Origin of the sequence: Bradyrhizobium sp. S3.3.6, from assembly GCF_040546905.1 — a bacterium.
In the GTDB taxonomy this organism is placed as follows: domain Bacteria; phylum Pseudomonadota; class Alphaproteobacteria; order Rhizobiales; family Xanthobacteraceae; genus Bradyrhizobium; species Bradyrhizobium cytisi.
In genome coordinates this window covers 844,626-865,385 of sequence record NZ_JBEPOT010000001.1, presented here as the reverse complement: position 1 = coordinate 865,385, position 20,760 = coordinate 844,626, and the positions used below count along the sequence as shown (strand labels likewise).

13 protein-coding genes are annotated in these 20,760 nt (G+C 64.9%); 5 read left to right on the top strand and 8 right to left on the bottom strand.

The features are described from left to right. Complete coding sequence (locus ABID59_RS04140; RefSeq protein WP_354082515.1) at positions 1-1,746, top strand: outer membrane beta-barrel protein; 1,746 nt, start codon at positions 1-3, stop codon at positions 1,744-1,746. Between the two features lie 168 nt (positions 1,747-1,914). Here ABID59_RS04140 and ABID59_RS04135 read toward each other — a convergent pair whose 3' ends face one another. After that, positions 1,915-3,366: a glutamate synthase subunit beta gene (locus tag ABID59_RS04135; protein ID WP_354082514.1), complete on the bottom strand. Its 1,452-nt coding sequence runs from the start codon at positions 3,364-3,366 to the stop codon at positions 1,915-1,917. A gap of 145 nt (positions 3,367-3,511) precedes the next feature. After that, positions 3,512-8,245, bottom strand: coding sequence for a glutamate synthase large subunit (gltB, locus tag ABID59_RS04130; RefSeq protein ID WP_354082513.1), 4,734 nt, complete (start codon positions 8,243-8,245; stop codon positions 3,512-3,514). A 489-nt stretch (positions 8,246-8,734) separates the two neighbouring features. Here gltB and ABID59_RS04125 point away from each other — a divergent pair, with 489 nt between their 5' ends. After that, positions 8,735-9,481, top strand: coding sequence for a hypothetical protein (locus tag ABID59_RS04125; protein WP_354082512.1), 747 nt, complete (start codon positions 8,735-8,737; stop codon positions 9,479-9,481). Positions 9,482-9,578: 97 nt separating this feature from the next. Here ABID59_RS04125 and ABID59_RS04120 read toward each other — a convergent pair whose 3' ends face one another. Next, entirely contained in the window at positions 9,579-10,349 is a 771-nt protein-coding gene (locus ABID59_RS04120) for an alpha/beta fold hydrolase (RefSeq protein ID WP_354082511.1), read from the bottom strand. A 147-nt stretch (positions 10,350-10,496) separates the two neighbouring features. Then, on the bottom strand, positions 10,497-10,958 hold the full coding sequence (locus ABID59_RS04115) for an Hsp20 family protein (RefSeq protein ID WP_354082510.1): 462 nt from the start codon (positions 10,956-10,958) through the stop codon (positions 10,497-10,499). A 222-nt stretch (positions 10,959-11,180) separates the two neighbouring features. Here ABID59_RS04115 and ABID59_RS04110 point away from each other — a divergent pair, with 222 nt between their 5' ends. Continuing rightward, a complete protein-coding gene (locus tag ABID59_RS04110) occupies positions 11,181-12,128 on the top strand; it encodes an alpha/beta fold hydrolase (protein ID WP_354082509.1) in 948 nt (315 codons plus the stop codon). 143 nt (positions 12,129-12,271) lie between these two features. Here the strand turns inward: ABID59_RS04110 and ABID59_RS04105 are convergent, their stop codons facing one another. Beyond that, on the bottom strand, positions 12,272-15,079 hold the full coding sequence (locus ABID59_RS04105; protein WP_354082508.1) for a di-heme-cytochrome C peroxidase: 2,808 nt from the start codon (positions 15,077-15,079) through the stop codon (positions 12,272-12,274). Positions 15,080-15,255: 176 nt separating this feature from the next. Then, positions 15,256-17,052 carry an adenylate/guanylate cyclase domain-containing protein gene (locus ABID59_RS04100; RefSeq protein WP_354032866.1) on the bottom strand — a complete coding sequence of 599 codons (1,797 nt, stop codon included), beginning with the start codon at positions 17,050-17,052 and terminating at the stop codon, positions 15,256-15,258. A gap of 225 nt (positions 17,053-17,277) precedes the next feature. Between ABID59_RS04100 and ABID59_RS04095 the strand changes: the two genes are divergently transcribed. Beyond that, on the top strand, positions 17,278-17,910 hold the full coding sequence (locus tag ABID59_RS04095) for a LysE family translocator (RefSeq protein WP_354082507.1): 633 nt from the start codon (positions 17,278-17,280) through the stop codon (positions 17,908-17,910). A 29-nt stretch (positions 17,911-17,939) separates the two neighbouring features. On the opposite strand, the gene ABID59_RS04090 is transcribed toward ABID59_RS04095, so the two are convergent. Continuing rightward, on the bottom strand, positions 17,940-18,692 hold the full coding sequence (locus tag ABID59_RS04090; RefSeq protein WP_354082506.1) for a sulfite exporter TauE/SafE family protein: 753 nt from the start codon (positions 18,690-18,692) through the stop codon (positions 17,940-17,942). A gap of 96 nt (positions 18,693-18,788) precedes the next feature. On the opposite strand from ABID59_RS04090, the gene ABID59_RS04085 reads away from it, so the two are divergent. Beyond that, positions 18,789-19,679 carry a LysR substrate-binding domain-containing protein gene (locus ABID59_RS04085; protein WP_354082505.1) on the top strand — a complete coding sequence of 297 codons (891 nt, stop codon included), beginning with the start codon at positions 18,789-18,791 and terminating at the stop codon, positions 19,677-19,679. A gap of 81 nt (positions 19,680-19,760) precedes the next feature. On the opposite strand, the gene ABID59_RS04080 is transcribed toward ABID59_RS04085, so the two are convergent. Next, positions 19,761-20,750, bottom strand: coding sequence for a Bug family tripartite tricarboxylate transporter substrate binding protein (locus ABID59_RS04080; protein ID WP_354082504.1), 990 nt, complete (start codon positions 20,748-20,750; stop codon positions 19,761-19,763). Between the last annotated feature and the right edge of the window lie 10 nt (positions 20,751-20,760).

Genomic DNA, 20,760 nt, shown 5'->3' with positions numbered 1-20,760 from the left:
GTGGGGTCGCCTCCAGGTAGGGGCCGGAGCAGTTGCGCGTACGTCTTTCGCGCCGCTTTGCCATGCCTGCTGCTGACCGCACTGGAAACCGGCCCGGCGGCCGCCCAGAGCCTGACGCCCGATCTGTTCAATCCCAATCGCGGCGGCTTCGTCGCGCCCGACACCCTGCCGACGCGCCGCACGGCCGCTGTCCCGCAGGCGCCATCGGATGCGATCCCGGCGCCGCCGGATCCCAACGACGATCCGCGCAAGAGCCGCGAGAGGCCTGCGCCGTCGCGTATCGGTCAGGTCCCGACCTATGGCCTGCCCGCAGCCAACGGCGCGAGCAGCTCCGGCTACGACTCGCTCAACCGCAAGCGCCAGCAGCCAAGACTCTATCCGGGCCAGCCGAAGCCGAAGAAGCCCACAGGTCCGGGCTCGCCGGTGCCGTCCGTAACACCGACGCTGTCCCCTCTCGGCGCACCGCGCATTGCGCCACCGCCGTCGGAGACCGCGAACAAGACGCCGGTGCCGCCGGCGATGGCCGGCACCGTACCCGGTCAGCCTCAGCGCCGTCGCCTCAAGATCGATGACGATGCGTTCGGCGCGGTCGGCGATTACGCCGGCAGCTTCCTGATCAAGGGCGGCCTCGAGCTTTCCACCGGCTACGACACCAATCCTGCGCGCCTGCAGAAGCCGGTCGGCTCGCCGGTCTACGTCGTCGCGCCCGATCTTCTCGTCATGTCCGACTGGGAACGCCACGCGCTGGTCGCAGATTTGCGCGGCTCGTTCTCGGGCTACACCAACAACATGCCGGCGACGATCGACGGACTTGCCTCGCCGTCGCCGGTCGAAATCAACCGTCCCGATTTCACTGGCCATGTCGACGGCCGTTTCGACGTCGACCGCGATCTCAAGCTGACCTCGCAGCTGCGCCTGCGCCTCGCCACCGACAATCCCGGCAGCCCGAACGTGCAGGCCGGCCTGCAGAAATATCCCGTTTACGCCACCTATGGCGGCACCTTCGGTTTCGACCAGACGTTCAACCGCTTCCAGGTCGCCGCCGGCGCCACCATCGATCGCACCGCTTACACCGACTCCAAGCTCACCGACGGCTCGACCTTCAGCAACGACGATCGCGATTTCAACCAGTATGGCGGCGTCGGGCGTTTCTCCTATGAGCTCAAGCCGGGCCTCAAGCCGTTCGTCGAGATCGAAGGCGACAACCGCGTCCACGACCAGGCCGCGGATCGCAACGGATACTTGCGCGATTCAAACGGCGGCTATGCCAAGGTCGGCTCATCCTTTGAATTCTCGCGCATCCTCACCGGCGAGATCTCGGTCGGCTATTCCGCGCGCAACTATGTCGACCCGCGGCTGAGCCAGCTCTCGGGTTTCCTGACTTCGGGCTCGCTGATCTGGAATGCGAGCGGGCTGACGACGGTGAAATTCAACACCGACACGCAGATCGCGGAAACCACGATCCCCGGCTCCTCCGGCGTGCTGGTGCACACCTACGCCGCCGAGGTCGACCACGACTTCCGCCGCTGGCTCACCGCGATCGGCAAGTTCACCTACGGCACCTACGACTATCAGGGCCAGAATCGCAACGACAAGACCTACTCGCTCGAAGGCAATCTGATCTACAAGCTCAACCGCAATGTCTGGATCAAGGGCACGCTGCGCCACGACATCCTGGATTCGAACCAGCCGGGCTCGAGCTCGCAGGGGACGGTGGTGATGCTGGGGGTGAGGTTGCAGAATTAGTACGCCTGCCGCCGTGCACATTCAGCGAGGCAAAAGGCGAGGGCGCGGCTCTTTCCGCCGTCATTCCGGGGCGCGCGAAGCGCAAGCCCGGAATCCATTTATCCACCGTCCCTGAGGCCCGATGGATTCCGGGCTCGCGCCAAGTGGCGCGCCCCGGAATGACCGAACCTACCGCGGCAGATCCGTCTTCCCCATCAGGAACGTGTCGATCGACCTTGCACACAGCCGGCCCTCGCGGATGGCCCAGACCACCAGCGACTGGCCGCGGCGCATGTCGCCGGCGGAGAACACGTTCGGGCGCGAGGTCTGATAGTCCAGCGTGTTGGCCTTGACGTTGCCGCGCGGGTCGAGGTCGACCGCGAGCTGCTTCAACAGGCCCTCGTGGACGGGATGGACAAAGCCCATCGCGAGCAGGATCAGCTCGGCATCGAGCTCGAATTCGGTGCCGGCAATCGGCTTGAACTTGTCGTCGACGCGCACGCAGTGCAGCTTCTTGACCTTGCCGTTCTCGCCGGAAAACTTCTGCGTCAGCACGGCGTATTCGCGGATCGCGCCTTCGGCCTGGCTCGACGACGTGCGCATCTTGAGCGGCCAATTCGGCCATGTCAGGCCCTTGTTCTCGCGCTCGGGCGGGGCGGGCATGATCTCGAGCTGGGTCACCGAGAGCGCGCCCTGGCGCAGCGAGGTGCCGATGCAGTCAGAGCCGGTGTCGCCACCACCAATGACGACGACATGCTTGCCGCCGGCCAAAATCTCGGTGACGCCGTTCAGCGGCTCCTCCGAGACGCGGCGGTTCTGTTGCGGCAGGAAGTCCATCGCGTAGTGAATACCGTCGAGCTCGCGGCCGGGGATCGCCAAGTCGCGCGGAGCCTCTGCGCCGCCGGTCAGCGCAACGGCGTCGTACTCGTTCAACATCTCGCGCGGATCGACATTGCCGTCGACGCCGACATGGCTGTTGTAGTGGAAGGTGACGCCTTCGCCTTCCATCTGCTTGACGCGGCGGTCGATGATGCCCTTCTCCATCTTGAAGTCGGGAATGCCATAGCGCAGCAGTCCGCCGGCCTTGGCGTACTTCTCGAACAGGTGCACGTCGTGACCGGCGCGCGCGAGCTGCTGCGCGCAGGCCATGCCGGCCGGACCCGAGCCAATCACGGCGATCTTCTTGCCGGTCTTCACGGCGGCCAGTTCAGGTTTCAGCCAGCCATTGTCCCAGGCACGGTCGACGATCGCGCATTCGATGGTCTTGATGGTGACAGGGTTGTCGTCGATGTTGAGCGTGCACGACGCCTCGCACGGCGCCGGACAAATGCGCCCCGTGAATTCCGGGAAATTGTTGGTCGAGTGCAGGTTGCGCGAGGCTTCTTCCCAATTGCCCTGATAGACGAGGTCGTTGAAATCGGGGATCTGGTTGTTGACGGGGCAGCCTGGCGTGCCGGGCGCGACCGAGCCGGTGCCGTGGCAATAGGGAATGCCGCAGTTCATGCAGCGCGCAGCCTGGTCGCGCGTTTCCTTCTCGGTCAAGGGAACGACGAACTCGTTGTAATGCTTCACGCGCTCGGCGACCGGGGTGTACTTGCGGTCATGCCGTTCGATTTCGAGAAAACCCGTGATCTTGCCCATTAAACCCGAAGTCCCTGCCGCTTAAATTCGTTTGTTGCTTCCCCACCGTCATTGCGAGGAGCGAAGCGACGAAGCAATCCAGTCTATATCCGAGGAGAAAGTCTGGATTGCTTCGCCACGCTCGCAATGACGGGCGCTGATATTCCTAGGCCCCGATCGCGATTTTCGGCTCGGCGTCCGCGTTGGCCGCCATTTCGCGCAGCGCGCGCCGGTACTCGACCGGCATCACCTTGCGGAATTTGGGCAGCCAATCCTTCCAATTGGCAAGGATGTCGGCGGCGCGCTTGGAGCCGGTCGCTTTCGCATGGCGCGAGATCAGGACGTGCAGGCGCTCGACGTCGGAGTCGAGCAGGTTCTTGAACACGTCGACCCGGCCATGCGCCTCGAGGTCACCCGAGTGGTTGTAGGTGCCGGCATTGATCAGCTCTTCCGACAGCACCGGCTCGAGCTCGACCATCGCCATGTTGCACAGCTTGTCGAAATCGCCGGTCTCGTCGAGCACATAGGCGATGCCGCCGGACATGCCGGCCGCGAAGTTGCGCCCGGTCTTGCCGAGCACGACCACGATGCCGCCGGTCATGTATTCGCAACAATGATCGCCCGCGCCTTCGACGACGGCGACCGCGCCCGAGTTGCGCACGGCAAAGCGTTCGCCGGCGACGCCGCGGAAGTAGCACTCGCCCTGAATCGCGCCGTACATCACGGTGTTGCCGACGATGATGCTCTCTTCCGGCACGATGCTGCTGTTGGCCGGCGGCTTGACGATGATCTTGCCGCCAGAGAGGCCCTTGCCGACATAGTCGTTGGCTTCACCTTCGAGCTCGAAGGTGACGCCGTTGGCGAGCCACGCACCGAAGGCCTGACCCGCGGTGCCCTTGAGGCTGACATGGATGGTGTCCTGCGGCAGGCCGGCGTGGCCGTAGATCTTGGCGACCGTGCCGGACAGCATCGCACCGGCGGAGCGGTTGGTGCTGTTGATCGCAGCCTCGATCTTCACCGGCGCGCCGCGATCGAGCGAGGGCTGTGCCTTCTCGATCAGCATGCGGTCGAGCACCGCCTCCAGATGATGGTTCTGGCGCTCGGAGTGATAGATCTTCTGGCCCTTCTCCTCCTTCTGCTTGACGAAGAGCTTCGAGAAGTCGAGTCCCTTGGCCTTCCAGTGCGCGACCAGCTTGGTCTGGTCGAGCAGCTGAACCTGGCCGATCATCTCGTTGAAGGTGCGGAAGCCGAGCGAGGCCATGATCTCGCGGACTTCCTCCGCGACGAAGAAGAAGTAGTTGATCACGTGCTCGGGCTGGCCGGTGAAGCGCTTGCGCAGGACGGGATCTTGCGTGGCGACGCCGACCGGGCAGGTGTTGAGATGGCACTTGCGCATCATGATGCAGCCGGCCGCAATCAGCGGCGCGGTGGCAAAGCCGAACTCGTCGGCACCGAGCAGCGCGCCGATCACGACGTCACGACCGGTGCGGAAGCCGCCGTCGACCTGGACCACGATGCGGCTGCGCAGCCGCTCGCGCACCAGCGTCTGGTGGGTTTCGGCAAGGCCGATTTCCCACGGCGAGCCGGCATGCTTGATCGAGGTCAGCGGCGAGGCGCCGGTGCCGCCCTCGAAGCCCGCGATGGTGACATGATCGGCGCGCGCCTTGGCAACGCCCGCGGCGACGGTGCCGACACCGATCTCGGAGACGAGCTTGACCGAAACGTCGCCCGTCGGGTTGACGTTCTTGAGGTCGTAGATCAGCTGCGCCAGATCCTCGATCGAGTAGATGTCGTGGTGCGGCGGCGGCGAGATCAGGCCGACGCCCGGCGTCGAATGCCGGACCTTGGCGATGGTCGCGTCAACCTTGTGGCCGGGCAGCTGGCCGCCTTCGCCGGGCTTGGCGCCCTGCGCCATCTTGATCTGCATCATGTCGGAGTTGACGAGATACTCCGTGGTGACGCCGAAGCGGCCGGAGGCGACCTGCTTGATCGCCGAACGCATGCTGTCGCCGTTCGGCATCGGCTTGAAGCGGTCGGCTTCCTCGCCGCCTTCACCGGTGTTCGACTTGCCGCCGATCCGGTTCATGGCGATCGCAAGCGTCGTGTGCGCCTCGCGCGAGATCGAGCCGAAGCTCATCGCACCCGTGGCGAAACGCTTGACGATGTCCTTGGCCGGCTCGACCTGATCGAGCGGAATGGGCTTGCGCTTCTCTTCGTCCGCATTCTTGATCCGGAACAGGCCGCGCAGCGTCAGCAGCCGCTCCGACTGCTCGTTGAGGATTTTTGCGAAGGCGCGATAGCGCTCCAGCGAATTGCCGCGGGCGGCATGCTGAAGCAGCCCGACCGACTCGGCGGTCCAGGCATGATCCTCGCCGCGGCTGCGATAGGCGTATTCACCACCGACATCGAGCGCGGTCTTGTAGACCAGCGCCTCGCCGAACGCGTCGGCATGGCGGCGCACGGCCTCTTCCGCGATCTCGGCGAGACCCACGCCTTCGACGCGGGTATGCGTGCCGACGAAGAACTTTCCGACGAAGTCCGCCTTGAGGCCGACCGCGTCGAAGATCTGCGCGCCGCAATAGGACTGGTAGGTCGAGATGCCCATCTTGGACATCACCTTGAGCAGGCCCTTGCCGATCGACTTGATGTAGCGCTTGACGATCTCGTAGTCGTCGAGCGGGCCGGGCAGGCGGTCCTTCATCGCGATGATGGTTTCGAAAGCCAGATAGGGATTGATCGCTTCAGCGCCGTAACCCGCGAGGCAGGCGAAGTGATGCACTTCGCGCGGCTCGCCGGACTCGACGACGAGGCCGACGGAGGTGCGCAGGCCGGTGCGGATCAGATGGTGGTGCACGGAGGCGCAGGCCAGCAGCGACGGGATCGGCACGCGGTCAGTGCCGACCATGCGGTCGGACAGGATAATGATGTTGACGCCCTCGCGCACCGCAGCTTCCGCGCGCGCGCAGAGCTCGTCGAGCACCTGGTCCATGCCGGCCGCGCCGAGACCGGCGTGGAAGGTGGTGTCCAGCGTGCGCGACTTGAAGTGCGACTCGGCCACATCCGAGATCGAGCGGATCTTTTCGAGATCGGCATCGGTCAGGATCGGCTGGCGTGCTTCGAGGCGCTTGGTGGTGGCAAGGCCCTGCAGATCGAACAGGTTCGGCCGCGGTCCGATGATCGAGACCAGGCTCATCACCAGCTCCTCGCGGATCGGGTCGATCGGCGGGTTGGTGACCTGCGCAAAGTTCTGCTTGAAGTAGGTGAACAGCGGCTTGGCCCTGTCCGACAGCGCCGAGATCGGCGTGTCGTTGCCCATCGAGCCGGCCGCTTCCTCGCCGATGGACGCCATCGGTGTCATCAGGATGGCGATGTCTTCCTGGCTGTAGCCGAACGCTTGCTGGCGATCGAGCAGCGACAAATTGGAGCGCACGCCAGTGGTCGGCACCTTCGGCAGCTCTTCCAGCACGATCTGGGTCCGCTCCAGCCACTCCTCGTAGGGATGGCTGCGCGCCAGCTCGGCCTTGATCTCGTCGTCGGGGATCAAGCGGCCCTGCTCGAGGTCGACCAGCAGCATCTTGCCGGGCTGCAAGCGCCACTTGGTGATGATCTGGTCCTCGGGGATCGTCAGCACGCCCATTTCGGACGCCATCACGATACGGTCGTCCTTGGTCACGAGGTACCGCGCCGGCCGCAGACCGTTGCGGTCGAGCGTGGCGCCGATCTGGCGGCCGTCGGTGAAGGCGATCGCGGCGGGGCCGTCCCACGGCTCCATCAGGGCGGCGTGATATTCGTAGAAGGCGCGGCGCTTCTCATCCATCAAGGGATTGCCGGCCCACGCCTCCGGAATCATCATCATGACGGCGTGCGGCAGCGAGTAGCCGCCCTGCACCAGGAATTCGAGCGCGTTATCGAAGCAGGCAGTGTCCGACTGGCCTTCGTAGGAGATCGGCCACAGCCGGTTGATGTCCTTGCCGTACAGCTCGGAGCTCACCGAGGCCTGGCGCGCCGCCATCCAGTTGGTGTTGCCGCGCAGCGTGTTGATCTCGCCGTTATGCGCGATCATGCGGTAGGGATGCGCCAGCGACCACGCCGGGAAGGTGTTGGTCGAGAAGCGCTGGTGAACGAGCGCGAGCGCGCTCTCGAAATCCTTCTCGTGCAAATCGGGATAGTACTTGCCGAGCTGGTCGGCGAGGAACATGCCCTTGTAGATCACGGTGCGGCAGGACATCGAGCAGGGGTAATAGCCTGCGAGCCCGCGGTCGCGGCGCTGGTAGATCGCCTGCGAGATCGACTTGCGCAGGATGTAGAGCCGGCGCTCGAAATCGTCCTCGGTCTTGGCGGTGCCGTTGCGGCCGATGAACACCTGCATGCAGGCGGGCTCGGTCGGCTTCACGGTGACGCCGAGCGAGGAATTGTCGGTCGGCACGTCGCGCCAGCCGAGCAGGGTCAGGCCTTCCGCCTTGATCTGGTCGGCGATAATGCTCTTGATGACGTTGCGCCAGGCGGTGTCGCGCGGCATGAACAGCGCGCCGATGGCGTATTCGCCGGGCGCGGGCAGCGCGAAGCCGATCTCCTTGGCCTTGCGGCTGAAGAAGGCGTGCGGGATCTGCACCAAGATGCCAGCGCCGTCACCGGCGCGCGGGTCGGCGCCGACGGCACCGCGGTGCTCGAGGTTGCACAGGATGCTGAGCGCGTCCGAGACGATCTCGTGGGACTTCTTGCCCTTGATGTTGGCGATGAAGCCGACGCCGCAGGAATCCTTCTCCAGGCTCGGATCGTAGAGACCTTCGGCCGGCGGGCGCGAATTGTGTTCCTGAATCGGATCGGTCGTTTTCGAGGCGACCGTCGCCGACAGCTCTTCTGCCACGATGTTTGCGCGCTCGAATTGCGACCCGTTCATGTCCTCGTCCTCTCCATGCGGCAAGCTGCCTCACCGCCATCTTCGGCGCACCTTGGGCGTCCCGCGGCACCCGGTTTTGGGCCACCGCTCGTCCTCTGCGAGCCGCATTTTCTTAAATTCAGGCCAAGGCGCTCTTCGTCCCCGAGAACGGCTTTGCCTGGTACCTTCGCGGCGCTCGAGAGCACCGATTTTTGTTGCAATCCCTATGCCGGAACCGCAAGCAAAATTGAGACAGTCTTCCTGTCCTAAACATCACCTTGCCAAATTTTTGTCTATCACACAAGCGCGCGAAAGTCCCGATTCCCAAAGCGTCAATCGCCGCTTTCTGAATGGCGCGCGGCCCCGGTTTTGAAGCAAACGCGCCCTGATCCGGCCCTGCCGACGCCGAAATCCCGAATGAAGCTTCGGATCGCCCCTTCGAAAGGCGCGCCACGCCGCAAGAAGCGAAAGAGCGCGACCATCCGGGGGCCTGACAGGAGCGTGTCGACCATGAAGTTTTTCACAGGATGTGTGGCCGCGGCCACCCTGGCGCTAGCCGCAACCGCTGCTCAGGCTCAGATTCCGGCGAGCGGTCTTTCCGGCGGGGCCATGATCGCGGTGTCGGATTTCGAGGGACCCTACGGGCCACCGGACGCCGCGCCACCGCCGCGTTACGGCTACCGCTATGGTTATGAGGAGCGCGGCCCGGCGCCGGCGCTGCTGCCGCCCACCGAGGTTTACACGGTGCTGCGCGAAAACGGCTTCTCGCCGCTCGGCATCCCGCGCCTGCGTGGCGCGGTCTACACCATCGCAGTGATCGACCGTCGCGGCGACGACGGCCGGCTCGTGATCGATGCCCGCGACGGGCGGATTATCCGCTTCATGCCGGCGGCTGATGCCTATGGCATGGCGCCGGCCTATGAGGAGCCTTCGGTTGCACCTTACCGGCCGCAAAGCGCGCTGCCGCCGCCGACCATGGTCCGTGGCGGCCCGCCGCGCCCGCCAGCGCCGATCCCGCATGTCGCCAGCCGCGCCGTTCCGCTGCCCAAGGCGGCTCCGCAGCGGGTCGAGACACCGGTCGCGGCAGTGAAGCCCGCCGAGCAGACGGCGCAGCAGGCCCAGGCATCGCAGGCGCAGCAGACGGCCGCCGTGCAGGCAAAGCCGGCCGAGGCTGCCGCACCCACCATTGGTCAGGCGAAGCCGCCGGCAACGATCTTGCCGACGCAAGAGATGCCGGCGGCACAGGGGCTGGATTAGAGCGACGCGCGCTTGACGCGACAGCGCGGAGACAGCTGAGCAAAACAAAAGGCGCCCGAAATGCTCAGGCGCCTTTTGCATTTTCAGCGATCGCCGCTCAGCTGCGCGGATACCCGGCCGCCTCCAGGATCAAATTCGCAACCTCCTTCGGATGCGACACCAGCGAGAGGTGGCCGGCATCGAGCTCGATCGTGGTCGCGTTCATGCGCTTGGCGAGGAAGCGTTCGAAATCGGGGTTGATGGTGCCGTCGTTCTTTGACACCGCGTACCAGCTCGGCTTCGAATGCCAGGCGGCTTCAGTGGTGCGGCCGGCGAAGATCGAGGCGGCCGTCGGCCACTGCACCGCGTAGAGCTCCTTGGCGCGTTCCGGCGCGACGCCGTTGGCGAAATATTTCAGGAAGGCATCTTCGGAAAGTTTTGTGTAGCCGTCGCGCTCGACGATGCCGGCACGCGCGGGTCCCGCCGGAAACTGCTTCGACAACGCGACGAAATCCTCGTTGGCATCGGGGGCGCGCGCGGCGATGTAGACGAGGCCGGTGACCTTCGGATCGGTGCCGACTTGGCTGATCACGGTGCCGCCCCAGGAATGCGCGACCAGCACGGTCGGACCATCCTGCTCGGCCAGCGCGCGCTTGGTCGCATCGACCGACTCGGCGAGCGATCCCAGCGGATTCTGCACGGCGGTGACGTTGAGGCCTGCGGCCTGAAGGATCGGGATCACCTCCGACCAGCTCGAGCCATCGGCCCAGGCGCCATGCACCAGCACGACGTTCTTCGCCTTCACCGTCTGCGGGGTCTGCGCATGGGCAAGGCTGATGGGGGCCGCCAGCAGGCTCGCGGCGACGAAAAGGCTGCGCCAGAAAGTCATGATCGTTCTCCGTCTTGTTTTGGGTGCGATGCCCAAAAGACGGAGCGTAGGGTCGCGGCGTTACGCATCCTCACCACTCTGTGATGCAGCGCAAAAAACGCCCCGGGGCACCGGGGCGTTTTCGCAACCTTGAAGGTTATGTGCTGCTTAGGCGGCGACTGAGCTCTCGATCACCTGCGCCTTTGCTGCGCCGGTGTTGATCGCGATCTGGCGCGGCTTCTTGGCTTCGGGAATCTCGCGCACGAGGTCGACGTGGAGCAGGCCGTTCTCGAGCGAGGCGTCCTTCACCTGCACGAAGTCGGCAAGCTGGAAGGCGCGCTCGAAGGCTCGGGCCGCGATACCGCGATAGAGCACTTCAGCCTTCGAGTCCTCGCCTGCGACTTTCTCGCCCTTGATCGTCAGCGTGTTTTCCTTCGCGACGATGGAAAGCTCATCCTTGGCGAAACCGGAGACCGCAACGGTGATGCGGTAGGCGTTCTCGCCGGTGCGCTCGATGTTGTAGGGGGGATAACCGGGGCTGCCGTCCGAGCTCGTCTGGTCGAGCAGGTTGAAGAGGCGATCAAAGCCGACGGTGGAACGATAGAATGGGGTGAGATCGTAGGTACGCATGGTCAAGTCCTCCATTGAGCGACTGTTCGGGTAACCCGCCCGCCAATCGGGCCGGGCTTTAGTCTGTGTGCAGCCTGATGTTCCGGTTCCGAAACACTGGTAGCGGCCTGCACTGAGGTGATATGGGTGAGTCCAGACAGCGTTCAAGAGGGCGGCAATGGCGCCTTTTAGGCGCTCCCGCCCCCCTGATTTGCAGCACTTGGCGCCCACGCACTCCCAATCATGACGCTGGTCTCGATCCCGTCCAATCCCGTTCCCGAAGACGTCGTCAGCGGCACCATCAAGACGCCCGATGGCGTCGAGCTGCGCTTTGCGCGCTGGGCGCCGCCGGCGAACCGCAAGGGCACCGTCTGCGTCTTCACCGGGCGCAGCGAGCAGATCGAGAAATATTTCGAGACCGTGCGCGATTTGCGCGACCGCGGCTTTGCGGTGGCGATGTTCGACTGGCGCGGGCAGGGACATTCCTCGCGCCGCCTGCGCGATCCGCGCAAGGGCTACGTGCGCAACTTCGCCGACTACGAGATCGACGTCGAGACTTTCGTTCAGCAGGTGGTGCTGCCGGATTGCCCGCCGCCGTTCTTCGCGCTGGCCCATTCCATGGGCGGCGCGGTGCTGTTGCGGCTGGCGCATGCGCAAAAGCGCTGGTTCGACCGCATGGTGCTGTCGGCGCCGATGATCGACCTGCCGGGCCGCGCCACCTCGTTTCCAGTGCGGGCGCTGTTGAAGACGATGCGGTTGCTGGGGCGGGGCGGCGGGTACATTCCCGGCGGCAGCGACCACCTCACCGGGCTGTCGCCCTTCATCAACAATCCCCTGACCAGCGATCCCGTGCGCTATGCGCGCAACGCCGCGATCCTGGAGGAGGACCCCACGCTCGGCCTGGCGTCACCGACGGTCGCCTGGGCCGATACCGCGTTCCGTGCGATGAACGTCTTCAAGGGCATGAACTACCCGTCCGAGATCCGCCAGCCGATCCTGATGCTGGCGGCCTCCAACGACAGCGTGGTTTCGACCGCGGCGATCGAGGAGTTCGCCTACCATTTGCGCGCCGGCTCCCATCTCGTGATCGCCGGCTCGAAGCACGAGATCCTGCAGGAGCAGGACCGCTACCGCTCCCAGTTCTGGGCCGCATTTGATGCGTTCGTGCCGGGCACGCCGCTGTTCAAGTGATGAAGACCCGGAGCATCCAGAGCCACTGAGCGTTCCGCAATCTCCGTCATGCCCGGGCTTGTCCCGGGCATCCACGTTCTCAGTGCCGCGGTAAAGATCGTGGATGGCCGGGACAAGCCCGGCCATGACGGCGAGGGCTTTGACTACAGCGTCTTCAGATACTCGATCAAATCGTAGCGCTCTTGCTCTTTCAGCACGCGGCCGATGGTGCCGTCCTTGCCCGGGCCCGGCGTGCCATCGAACGAGTGGCCGGCATTGCTGTTGCCGAACATCTCGGTGCCATCAGACGCTCGCGTCGAGAAGCGCGACTGGCCGGTCTTGCAGCTCTCGCCATCGACGACTGCGAAGCCGACCTGCTTCGGATCGTAGTCGCGACCGCCACCCATGCAGAACGATTGGGGGCGCTCGGCTGCGGGGCTCAGCATCCAGTAGAGCGAGGGCACCGATCCGTTGTGCAGGTAAGGCGCGGTGGCCCAGACGCCGTTGAGCGGGCGCGCGCGATACCAGGGCGGCGGCTCTTTCTTGTCGGGCGGCTGCGGACCGGGATTCGGGCAGTTCTGGCGCGCACCCCACCAGATCTGCTGAGCCTTCGGGTCGATCTTCGCATCGTCCATCGCTTTGCGGCTGACGATGTCGACAAGCACCATCAAGCCGACCGAGTAAGGCATGTCGGTCGAGGAAATATCCGGCAGATTGCAGCTCCACCAGGCATTGAGCTTCTGCGTGGGATCGAGCTTGAGAAAGCCCGGCACCTGAACCGTCCGCGTCGCCAGCACGCTGGCCTGAGCGGGATCGGTCCCCATGCCTTTTACGCTCTTTTGCACCTCGTTCAGGAATTTGTCGTTGCCGATGGTCTCCCAGCGCGACGAAGACCAGATGCTCTGGTCGGGAAATTCGGTGTCGAACACGGGATCGTTGACCGGCCCGAGATGGCATTCGGCGCAAATCTGCGCGTAGAGCTTACGGCCATTCTTGACGCGGTCGCCATCGATCTTCCAGGCGGCATTGCCAAAGATGTCCGACGGCCATTTCGGTGATGTCAGTCCGGAGAGCTGCTTTTTCGGATAGGGCGGCGACCCCTTCAGCAGATCCTCGATCCAGTTCAGATTCTTGATGTCCATCGATGAGCGGAACAGCGTGTCCTTGGGTGCATTGTCGGACAAGTTGAGCAGCGCGGTTACGCCCAGCGCTTCGCCGGCGTTGCGGATCAGCGGTTGTTCGATGGAAGCGTCATATTGCGCGAATTTGAGCCAAGGCACGGTCCAGATCGGCGGGAAGCTGACCGGCGCGTCCTTGGCATGCAGATTCTTCTCGAAGCCGCTGAGGCCGCTCAGCGTCATGTCCTGGGAGAAGACCTGATTGCCGATGCGGTTGAGTGCGTCGAGGCGGCCGTAACCTTCCTCGGTGTCCTGCTGCTGCTCGTCCCGCTTCGTCTTCTCGTTGAACCTCGTCTTGCCGTCGATGGTTTTCTTGTAGGTCTTCTCCCAGTCGACCAGGAACGTGCCGATCGCGCTCAGCTTCTGCTTCAGCGCATCGCGATCCGCATCGCTGGCGGAGGGGCCGAGCACACGGTCGGCGAAGCGTGTGAAGCGGCCCGGCACGAGGAGCGTGTAGGCGATCGACAGGCCGGTCGTGACCTCCAGCTTCCTGAGGTCGGTCATCGCCGGGCCGCCGTCGAAACGGATGTCGATGCCTTTATAGTGGATCTGGCCGGTGTGGCAGGCGGCACAGGTCAGGCCGATCCGGTCCTCGCCGACCTGGCCGGTCGCAGGATCGGGCACGCCGGTCATGCGCGCAAAGCCGACCGGCAGGCCGTCGACGTTTTCAGCCTGGGCGCCCCAGTTGACCGGCGGATCCCAAAGCCGTGCCGGCACCGGCCTCGTCTTGTCGTAGACGTTGGCATAGCCGAACCGGCGCAGCGTGGCGTCGTCGGTGTTGAGCGTCTGCGGGCTGGGGATGAAGCCGAAGCGCTGCAGATGGTCGCTGTCATGCAGCATCCCCGGCTTTGCGAAGAAATGAAGCCGCGGCTGCTCGAGCGCCATGAACCAGCTATAGGGCACCGGGAAGGTCGCCGTGCCTTGGCTGGCGTGATGAAACCAGTGCCGGTCCTCCAGCGCCCAGTTTTGCTCGAGCCAGTACGCGGCCCGGGGTTCGACGTGCTGTGGTAACGACGGAGCCACGAACTGCCCGATGACGCCGGGCAGCATCGGCTGGAACTGATCGGGAAAACGCAGCGCCACGATGCCAAAGAGGAGGAGCGCGGCGGCTAATCCGCCGGCAACGCGCAATATAAGCGAAGGCGGGGTGACCGGCTGACTGACGACCCGCTGGGTGATCCTGTCAGGGAATTTGCGCTCGTTGAACAATGTCCTCACCTCGGCCACGCTGAGATAGCGGTCATCACCCTGACCCTTGCCCATGATCTTGAGCAGGACCGGCCATTCGAACTTCATCAGGATTGGGTAATACCAGCGCGACTGATTGCCGGCGCGCTTGAGATTGTCGTTCATGAAGGTCTGGATTTGCGAGGCGTTGAGCCCGGTCTCGGTGCCGCCATTGGGATCGGCATAAGTGCCGCCGAAACTGGCGAGCCGCGCAATCTCGTCCTCGTTGACGCCCCCGTCGACGCCGAGGATGCGCGAGCCGGCACCGAGCTTGTCGAGCGGACCGCCGCGCAAGCCATTGAGCTGCGCGCCCCAGAAGATGCTTTGCAGGATGTGACAGGCGCCATTGGCGATCAGCGCAACGCCGCGGACTTGGATGCGGGCCAGCGTCTTTTTCGCTCCAGTCTCGCCGCTTGCATTTGCGATGGTCTGCGACAGCGTCCGGAGCGGGACCGTGCCGCCGTCGACAAAACCCTCGCCGACAAGGCCGCGGAGGAACGGACAGGGATTGTCCGGCGAGACCTGGATCGATGGATCGATGGGGGGCTTCGAGACGGAGTCGTTCATGGCCCAAAATCCTGAAAACAGCGAATCGTGAAATACAGACGCGCCGATCAAGCGCGGAAAGTGCTAACAAACCGGCAGCAATCTATACTACTTCAGCGTGTGGAGAAGTGTGGTTGAATTCACTGTCGTGTCAATAAAGCCGGAGGTGAGATTGCAGCGCATGCGCAGGCTCGCCTTCAGGATTCGGCGGCGCGTCTGACGTCGCTCTGGACCAGGGTGAGCTTGCTGGCCGGGACGCCCGCCTTCAGGAGCCCGTCGCGGTAATGCGCGATGTCCTCGGCCCGCTTCCAGTGAAAATTCCGCAAATGGCGGTCGACATTCAGGGTCGGGTAGTTGCCCATCAGCATGCCTGTCGCCTCGATCGCCTCGCCGGTCCGTCCCAGCTGCGCCAGCGCCGCAGCGCGGATCGCGAGCGCCTGCATGTGGTTCGGATTGACGTAGAGCTGCTCGCGGGCCCACGACAGGGTCGCGTCATACTGGCCGACGAGATAGTGGCTGAAGGCATTCAGCGCCGCCCATTGATAGCGCGGGTCGCTGTTGTCGCGTTGGGCGGCCATCGAGAACAGCTCGATCGCTTGCCGGTGCTCGCCGATGACGAAGTGGCAGATGCCGAGCACGCCGCGCGCGCCCATGTCGTAGGGGTTGAGGGCGACCGCGCGCTTGGCGGCGTCCATCGCCGCCTCGTCATGGCCTTCCAATGCGTGCGCCCAGGACAGGACCGAGAACGCGAACGATGAGCGCGGGTCGAGCCGGACGCTGGTTTCGGCAAGCCTCATCGCCTCGGCCCACATCTCGCGCGTGCCCTTGACCCAGCCGAACTGGATGCTCTGGATCTGGATCGTCGCCAGATAGGCATGCGCGATCGACAGCTTGGGATCGAGCGCGATCGCTTCCCGGAACAGGTCGACGGCCGTGCTCAGATCCTCCTTGGTCTGCCGGTAGTAATGCGACAGGCCCTTCAGGAAGCGGTCCCAGGCGGTGATGTCATTGGTCGGGCGCGCGGGCGCGGAGGCCTCGGCGCGGACGATCTCGGTGGCGATGGCGGCGGACAGATTGGTCGTGATCTCGTCCTGCATCGCAAAGAGATCGCCGATGTCGCGGTCGTAACGGCCGGTCCAGAGCTGCTCGCCGGTCTCCGGCGCGATCAGCTCGGCGGTGACGCGGATCTTGGCGCCGGCGCGCCGCACCGAGCCCTGGATCAGATAGGTGGCGTCGATCTCGCGCGCGATCACGCGGGTGCCGACATTCTTGCCCTTGAAGGCGAAGGTCGAGTTGCGGCTCAGCACGCGGTAGAACGATTGCAGCGACAACGCGTGGATCAGGTCCTCGGTCAGGCCGTCGGAGAAATATTCGTCCTGGGCGTCGCTGAGATTGGCGAAGGGCAGCACTCCGACGATGGCAGTGCGGTATTGCTGCGAGAGTGCGGACCCTTCCTTCAGCTCCGGCGCAAGCGCAGTCGCGCCGTCGGGCGTCCAGGTCCAGACCCCGACCGGATCCTTGATGTTCTTGAAGCGGTGGTTGCCGCCGTCGACCAGCGGCACGGTGAGATGCTTGCTCGCCTCGCGGTAGGCCTTGGCCGAGATCGCGAACCCGCCGGGGCTCGCCACCGATTCCAGCCGGACGGCGATGTTGACATCGTCACCGAACACCTCGTCCTCGTCGGCGATGACGTCACCCATATGGATGCCGAGCCGGAACTGCATGGTGCGTTCGGCAGGCAGATGGTGATTGCGCTCCGCCATCAGCAGCTGCATCGCGATCGCGGCCTCGGCGGCGCCGACGATGGAGGGGAATTCCAGCAGGAAGCCGTCGCCGGTGTTCTTGACGACGCGGCCGCCGTGATTGAGGATAATCGGATGGATCGCGCTGCGATGGGCCTTGAAGGCGGCATGGGTGCCGGCCTCGTCCGTGCCCATCATCCGCGAATACCCGGCGACATCGGCGCAGACGATGGCGGCCAGACGTCTTTCCATATCCTCGGAGCTCCAAGGGAGAGGGGACAGCCACCGCGTGGCAGTCGCCTCGAATCCCGCATTTTCAAAACCCTGCCTTTATAGAGCAGATGAGGCCGAGCGAAAGTATGATCCGCATTGCAAATTCGATGCAAATCCCACGCAATTCCGGCGGTGGACGGCGGGGTGCGGACCGATTAAGGCCAATCCCCTGGGACCGCCCGACCGGGCGGCGGAGCCTCTCACATGCTGGGCATTCATGAAATCTGGCTCTTCGTCCTGTCGGGTGTGCTGCTCAACGTCGCGCCGGGGCCGGATTCGGTCTATGTGATCGGCCGCAGCATGCAGATGGGCTGGCGTGGCGGGGCAGCGGCGGCCTTCGGCATCAGTTGCGGCTGCCTTTTCCATGTCGCGGGCGCTGCGATCGGCCTTTCGGCGCTTTTGATGGCCTCATCCACCGCGTTCTCGATCCTGAAGCTGGTCGGCGCGGCCTATCTCGTCCTGACCGGCCTTTTAATGCTGTGGTCGCGCCCGGCGCTGGTGGCGGTCAAGGACGAGGCCGAGCGGAGCTCGCTGCGGCGGGTTTTCCTCCAGGGCGTCCTCACCAACGCGCTCAATCCCAAGGTCGCGCTGTTCTTCCTGGCCTTCCTGCCTCAATTCGTCGCAGCCGATTCCGCGCACAAGCCGCTCGCCTTCCTGACGCTAGGCCTGATCTTCATCTGCACGGGGACGCTGTGGTGCCTGGTGCTGGCGGCGTTCGCGGCCAAGGCGGCCCGCCGGCTGCGGCAGTCCGAGGGCGTGATCGCCTGGGTCAACCGGACCCTCGGCGGCCTTTTCATCTATCTCGGCATCCGCGTCGCGATGCTGGAGACGCGGTAGCTCATCCGAACGGATGAGTGGATCTCGCGTCAGGCGAATTCCTTCAGCAGCGCGCTGCCGGCCAAATAGACACCGAGCAAGATCATCGCGACCAGGAACCAGCGGCGGAACGCTTCCGCCGGCATCCGCGCCCGCACCGACTGGCCGATGAACATGCCGGCAAACGCCATGGCCATGGCGACGGCGCCCGGCACGGCATTGGCCGGGGTCAGCAGGCCGCCGGCGGTCAGGTTGAAGGCGAGTGCCAGCGTTGCGGTGGTGAAGAACACGCCGAGCGCCTGCACCAGCTCGTCCTTCTCCATGCCGATCGCCTGCATGAACGGCATCGAGGGGATCACCTGCACGCCGGTTGAGGCCGAGATCACGCCGGTGATCACGCCGACCACGCCGCCGACCCATTTCTCGTTCTGCGGTGCGACGTGGAACTTGAATGTGCTGAGGCCGATGATGGCGTAGATCACCAGCAGGATGCCGAGCACAACCGTGCCGTAGCGCGCGTAGGGTCCGGTCAGCGCGCCGGCGTTGAGCCAGCAGCCGATCACGGTGCCGATCATCAGCGGCCACAACCGCCTCAGGATGTCGCGCAGATGGGGGCCGACAAAGGTTTGCCAGATGTTGGTGACAATGGCGGGCACGATCACGATGGCGATCGCGCGGCTGGGCGCCATGTTCACCGCGAGCAGGCCCATGGAGACCGTCGGCAGGCCGAGCCCGACGACGCCCTTGACGAATCCGGCGACAAGAAAGACGGCGGCGATGAGAATGAGAAGCGGGTCAATCATGACCTGCACATTGACCGAAGCCGCGCCCACGCACAATCTGGAGGTTACGGAGACAGCCTTCGTCCACGACGAAAGCTAGGTTTGGAGGAGGCAACAATGCGTTTCGACCTCGTCGATCTCCAGCTCTTCATTGCGGTCGCCGACCAGCGCAGCATCACCCGCGGCGCGGAGCGCTCGCATCTGGCGCTGGCCTCCGCCAGCGCGCGGATCAAGGGGCTCGAGGACGCGCTTGGCGTCGCGCTGCTCAAGCGCGGGCGCCGCGGTGTCGAACTGACCGCGGCCGGCGAGAGCCTGCTCGACCATGCGCGGCTCGTGATCCACCAGATCGACGCCATGCGCGGCGATCTCGCGGGCTTTGCCAGCGGCGTGCGCGCCAGCGTGCACTTCCTTGCCAACACGTCGGGCCTGTCGGAGCATCTGCCGAAGGCGCTGGCCGGCTTCCTGCGCGAGCATCCCGACGTCGCCATCGACATCGAGGAGCGCGAGAGCACCGACATCGCAGCCGCTATCACCGCCGGCGCCGCCGATCTCGGTTTCGCCGCCGAGCACGCGCTGCCTGATCATATCGAGCGCTTCGCGTTCAGCGAGGACCGCCTGACGCTGGTGACATCGAAGCGCGGCCCGTTCGCCGGCCGCCGCCAGATCGATTTCCAGGAGGCCAACGCCTGCGAGTTCGTCGGCCTGACCAGCGCCACCGCGCTTCAGATGCATATTTCAAAGCATGCCGCCCGGCTCGGCATGCGCCCGCATTTCCGGGCGCGGCTGCGCGACTTCGATGCGATCTGCCAGCTGGTCTCAGCCGATGTCGGCGTCGCGCTGGTGCCCGAAGCCGCCGCCCGCCGCTGCGCCAAGCTGATGCCACTCGCCATGGTCCGCCTGCGCGACGCCTGGGCCAACCGCAAGCTCGTGATCTGCGCGCGGAGCTTCAAGGCGCTGCCGCGGCCGGCCAAGATGCTGGTAGAGCATCTGCGCGCAGCTGCAGTGTGAGGGTGAATGCGACGTACTTCCATGCGGGCGATCGGCTCCCTCTCCCGTTTGCGGGGCGCAAGCGGGAGAGGTGTAAACCGGTTACTTCGCCGTCTCCACGCCGGCGTCCTTGATCACCTTCGCCCATTTCGCGGTCTCGTCCGCAATGAATGCGCGAAAATGCTCCGGCTCGTCGCCGATCAGCGTCGCGCCTTGCGCGGCGAGCTTCTCCTTCACCGCGGGATCCGCCATCGCCTTGGTCGCGAGGTCATGCAGCGCGGTGACGATCTCCTTCGGCGTGCCCTTGGGCGCGACCATGCCGTACCAGTTCTCGATGCGCAGATCCGGAAAGCCTGCTTCCTTCGTGGTCGGCACGTCGGGCGCGGTCGGGGCGCGTTCCGCCGAGCCGATCGCGATCGGCTTCAGCGCGCCGGCCTTGACCTGCGGCAGCAGCACCGGGAGGTCGAGGAACGTCATTTGCACCTGCTGGCCCAGGAGATCGTTCACCGCGGGCGCGGCACCACGATAAGGCACGTGCACGATGTCGATGCTGGCTGTCAGCTTGAACAGCTCGCCGGCGAGATGCGGCAGGCTGCCGGGGCCGGAGGAGGCGAAGTTGAGCTTTCCGGGCTGCGCTTTCGCAAGCGCAATCAATTCGCCGATGTCCTTGGCGGGCAAATTGGCCGCCACGACCAGCATTTCCGGCACGGTCGCAACCAGCGTCACTGGAGTCAGGTCATTGAGCGTGTCGTAGGCGACCTTCTCCATGCTCGGGCTGATCGCAAGTGCGCCGGCAGAGGAGATGGCGATGGCGTAGCCGTCGGGCGCGCTCTTGGCGACCGCATCAGTGCCGAGCACGCCGCCCTGGCCGCCGCGATTGTCGATCAGCACCGGCTGGCCTGCCAGTTCCGACATGCGCTGGCCGACCACGCGGGCGATGATGTCGTTGGGGCCGCCAGCCGGAAACGGCACGATCAGCTTGATCGGTTTTGCCGGAAAGATCTGCGCCGCCGCCACTGACGGCAGCAGCAGAAGCAATCCCAAAAACAATTTAAAGAACAATTTAGCGAGAAGCCTGCGTGAGATGGTCATGCAAGCCTCC

What these genes read in the sequence shown, in the direction of transcription:
- ABID59_RS04135 (WP_354082514.1), bottom strand. Translation starts at nt 3,366, where the DNA reads ATGGGCAAGATCACGGGTTTTCTCGAAATCGAACGGCATGACCGCAAG.
- gltB (WP_354082513.1), bottom strand. Translation starts at nt 8,245, where the DNA reads ATGAACGGGTCGCAATTCGAGCGCGCAAACATCGTGGCAGAAGAGCTG.
- ABID59_RS04125 (WP_354082512.1), top strand. Translation starts at nt 8,735, where the DNA reads ATGAAGTTTTTCACAGGATGTGTGGCCGCGGCCACCCTGGCGCTAGCC.
- ABID59_RS04120 (WP_354082511.1), bottom strand. Translation starts at nt 10,349, where the DNA reads ATGACTTTCTGGCGCAGCCTTTTCGTCGCCGCGAGCCTGCTGGCGGCC.
- ABID59_RS04115 (WP_354082510.1), bottom strand. Translation starts at nt 10,958, where the DNA reads ATGCGTACCTACGATCTCACCCCATTCTATCGTTCCACCGTCGGCTTT.
- ABID59_RS04110 (WP_354082509.1), top strand. Translation starts at nt 11,181, where the DNA reads ATGACGCTGGTCTCGATCCCGTCCAATCCCGTTCCCGAAGACGTCGTC.
- ABID59_RS04105 (WP_354082508.1), bottom strand. Translation starts at nt 15,079, where the DNA reads ATGAACGACTCCGTCTCGAAGCCCCCCATCGATCCATCGATCCAGGTC.
- ABID59_RS04100 (WP_354032866.1), bottom strand. Translation starts at nt 17,052, where the DNA reads ATGGAAAGACGTCTGGCCGCCATCGTCTGCGCCGATGTCGCCGGGTAT.
- ABID59_RS04095 (WP_354082507.1), top strand. Translation starts at nt 17,278, where the DNA reads ATGCTGGGCATTCATGAAATCTGGCTCTTCGTCCTGTCGGGTGTGCTG.
- ABID59_RS04090 (WP_354082506.1), bottom strand. Translation starts at nt 18,692, where the DNA reads ATGATTGACCCGCTTCTCATTCTCATCGCCGCCGTCTTTCTTGTCGCC.
- ABID59_RS04085 (WP_354082505.1), top strand. Translation starts at nt 18,789, where the DNA reads ATGCGTTTCGACCTCGTCGATCTCCAGCTCTTCATTGCGGTCGCCGAC.
- ABID59_RS04080 (WP_354082504.1), bottom strand. Translation starts at nt 20,750, where the DNA reads ATGACCATCTCACGCAGGCTTCTCGCTAAATTGTTCTTTAAATTGTTT.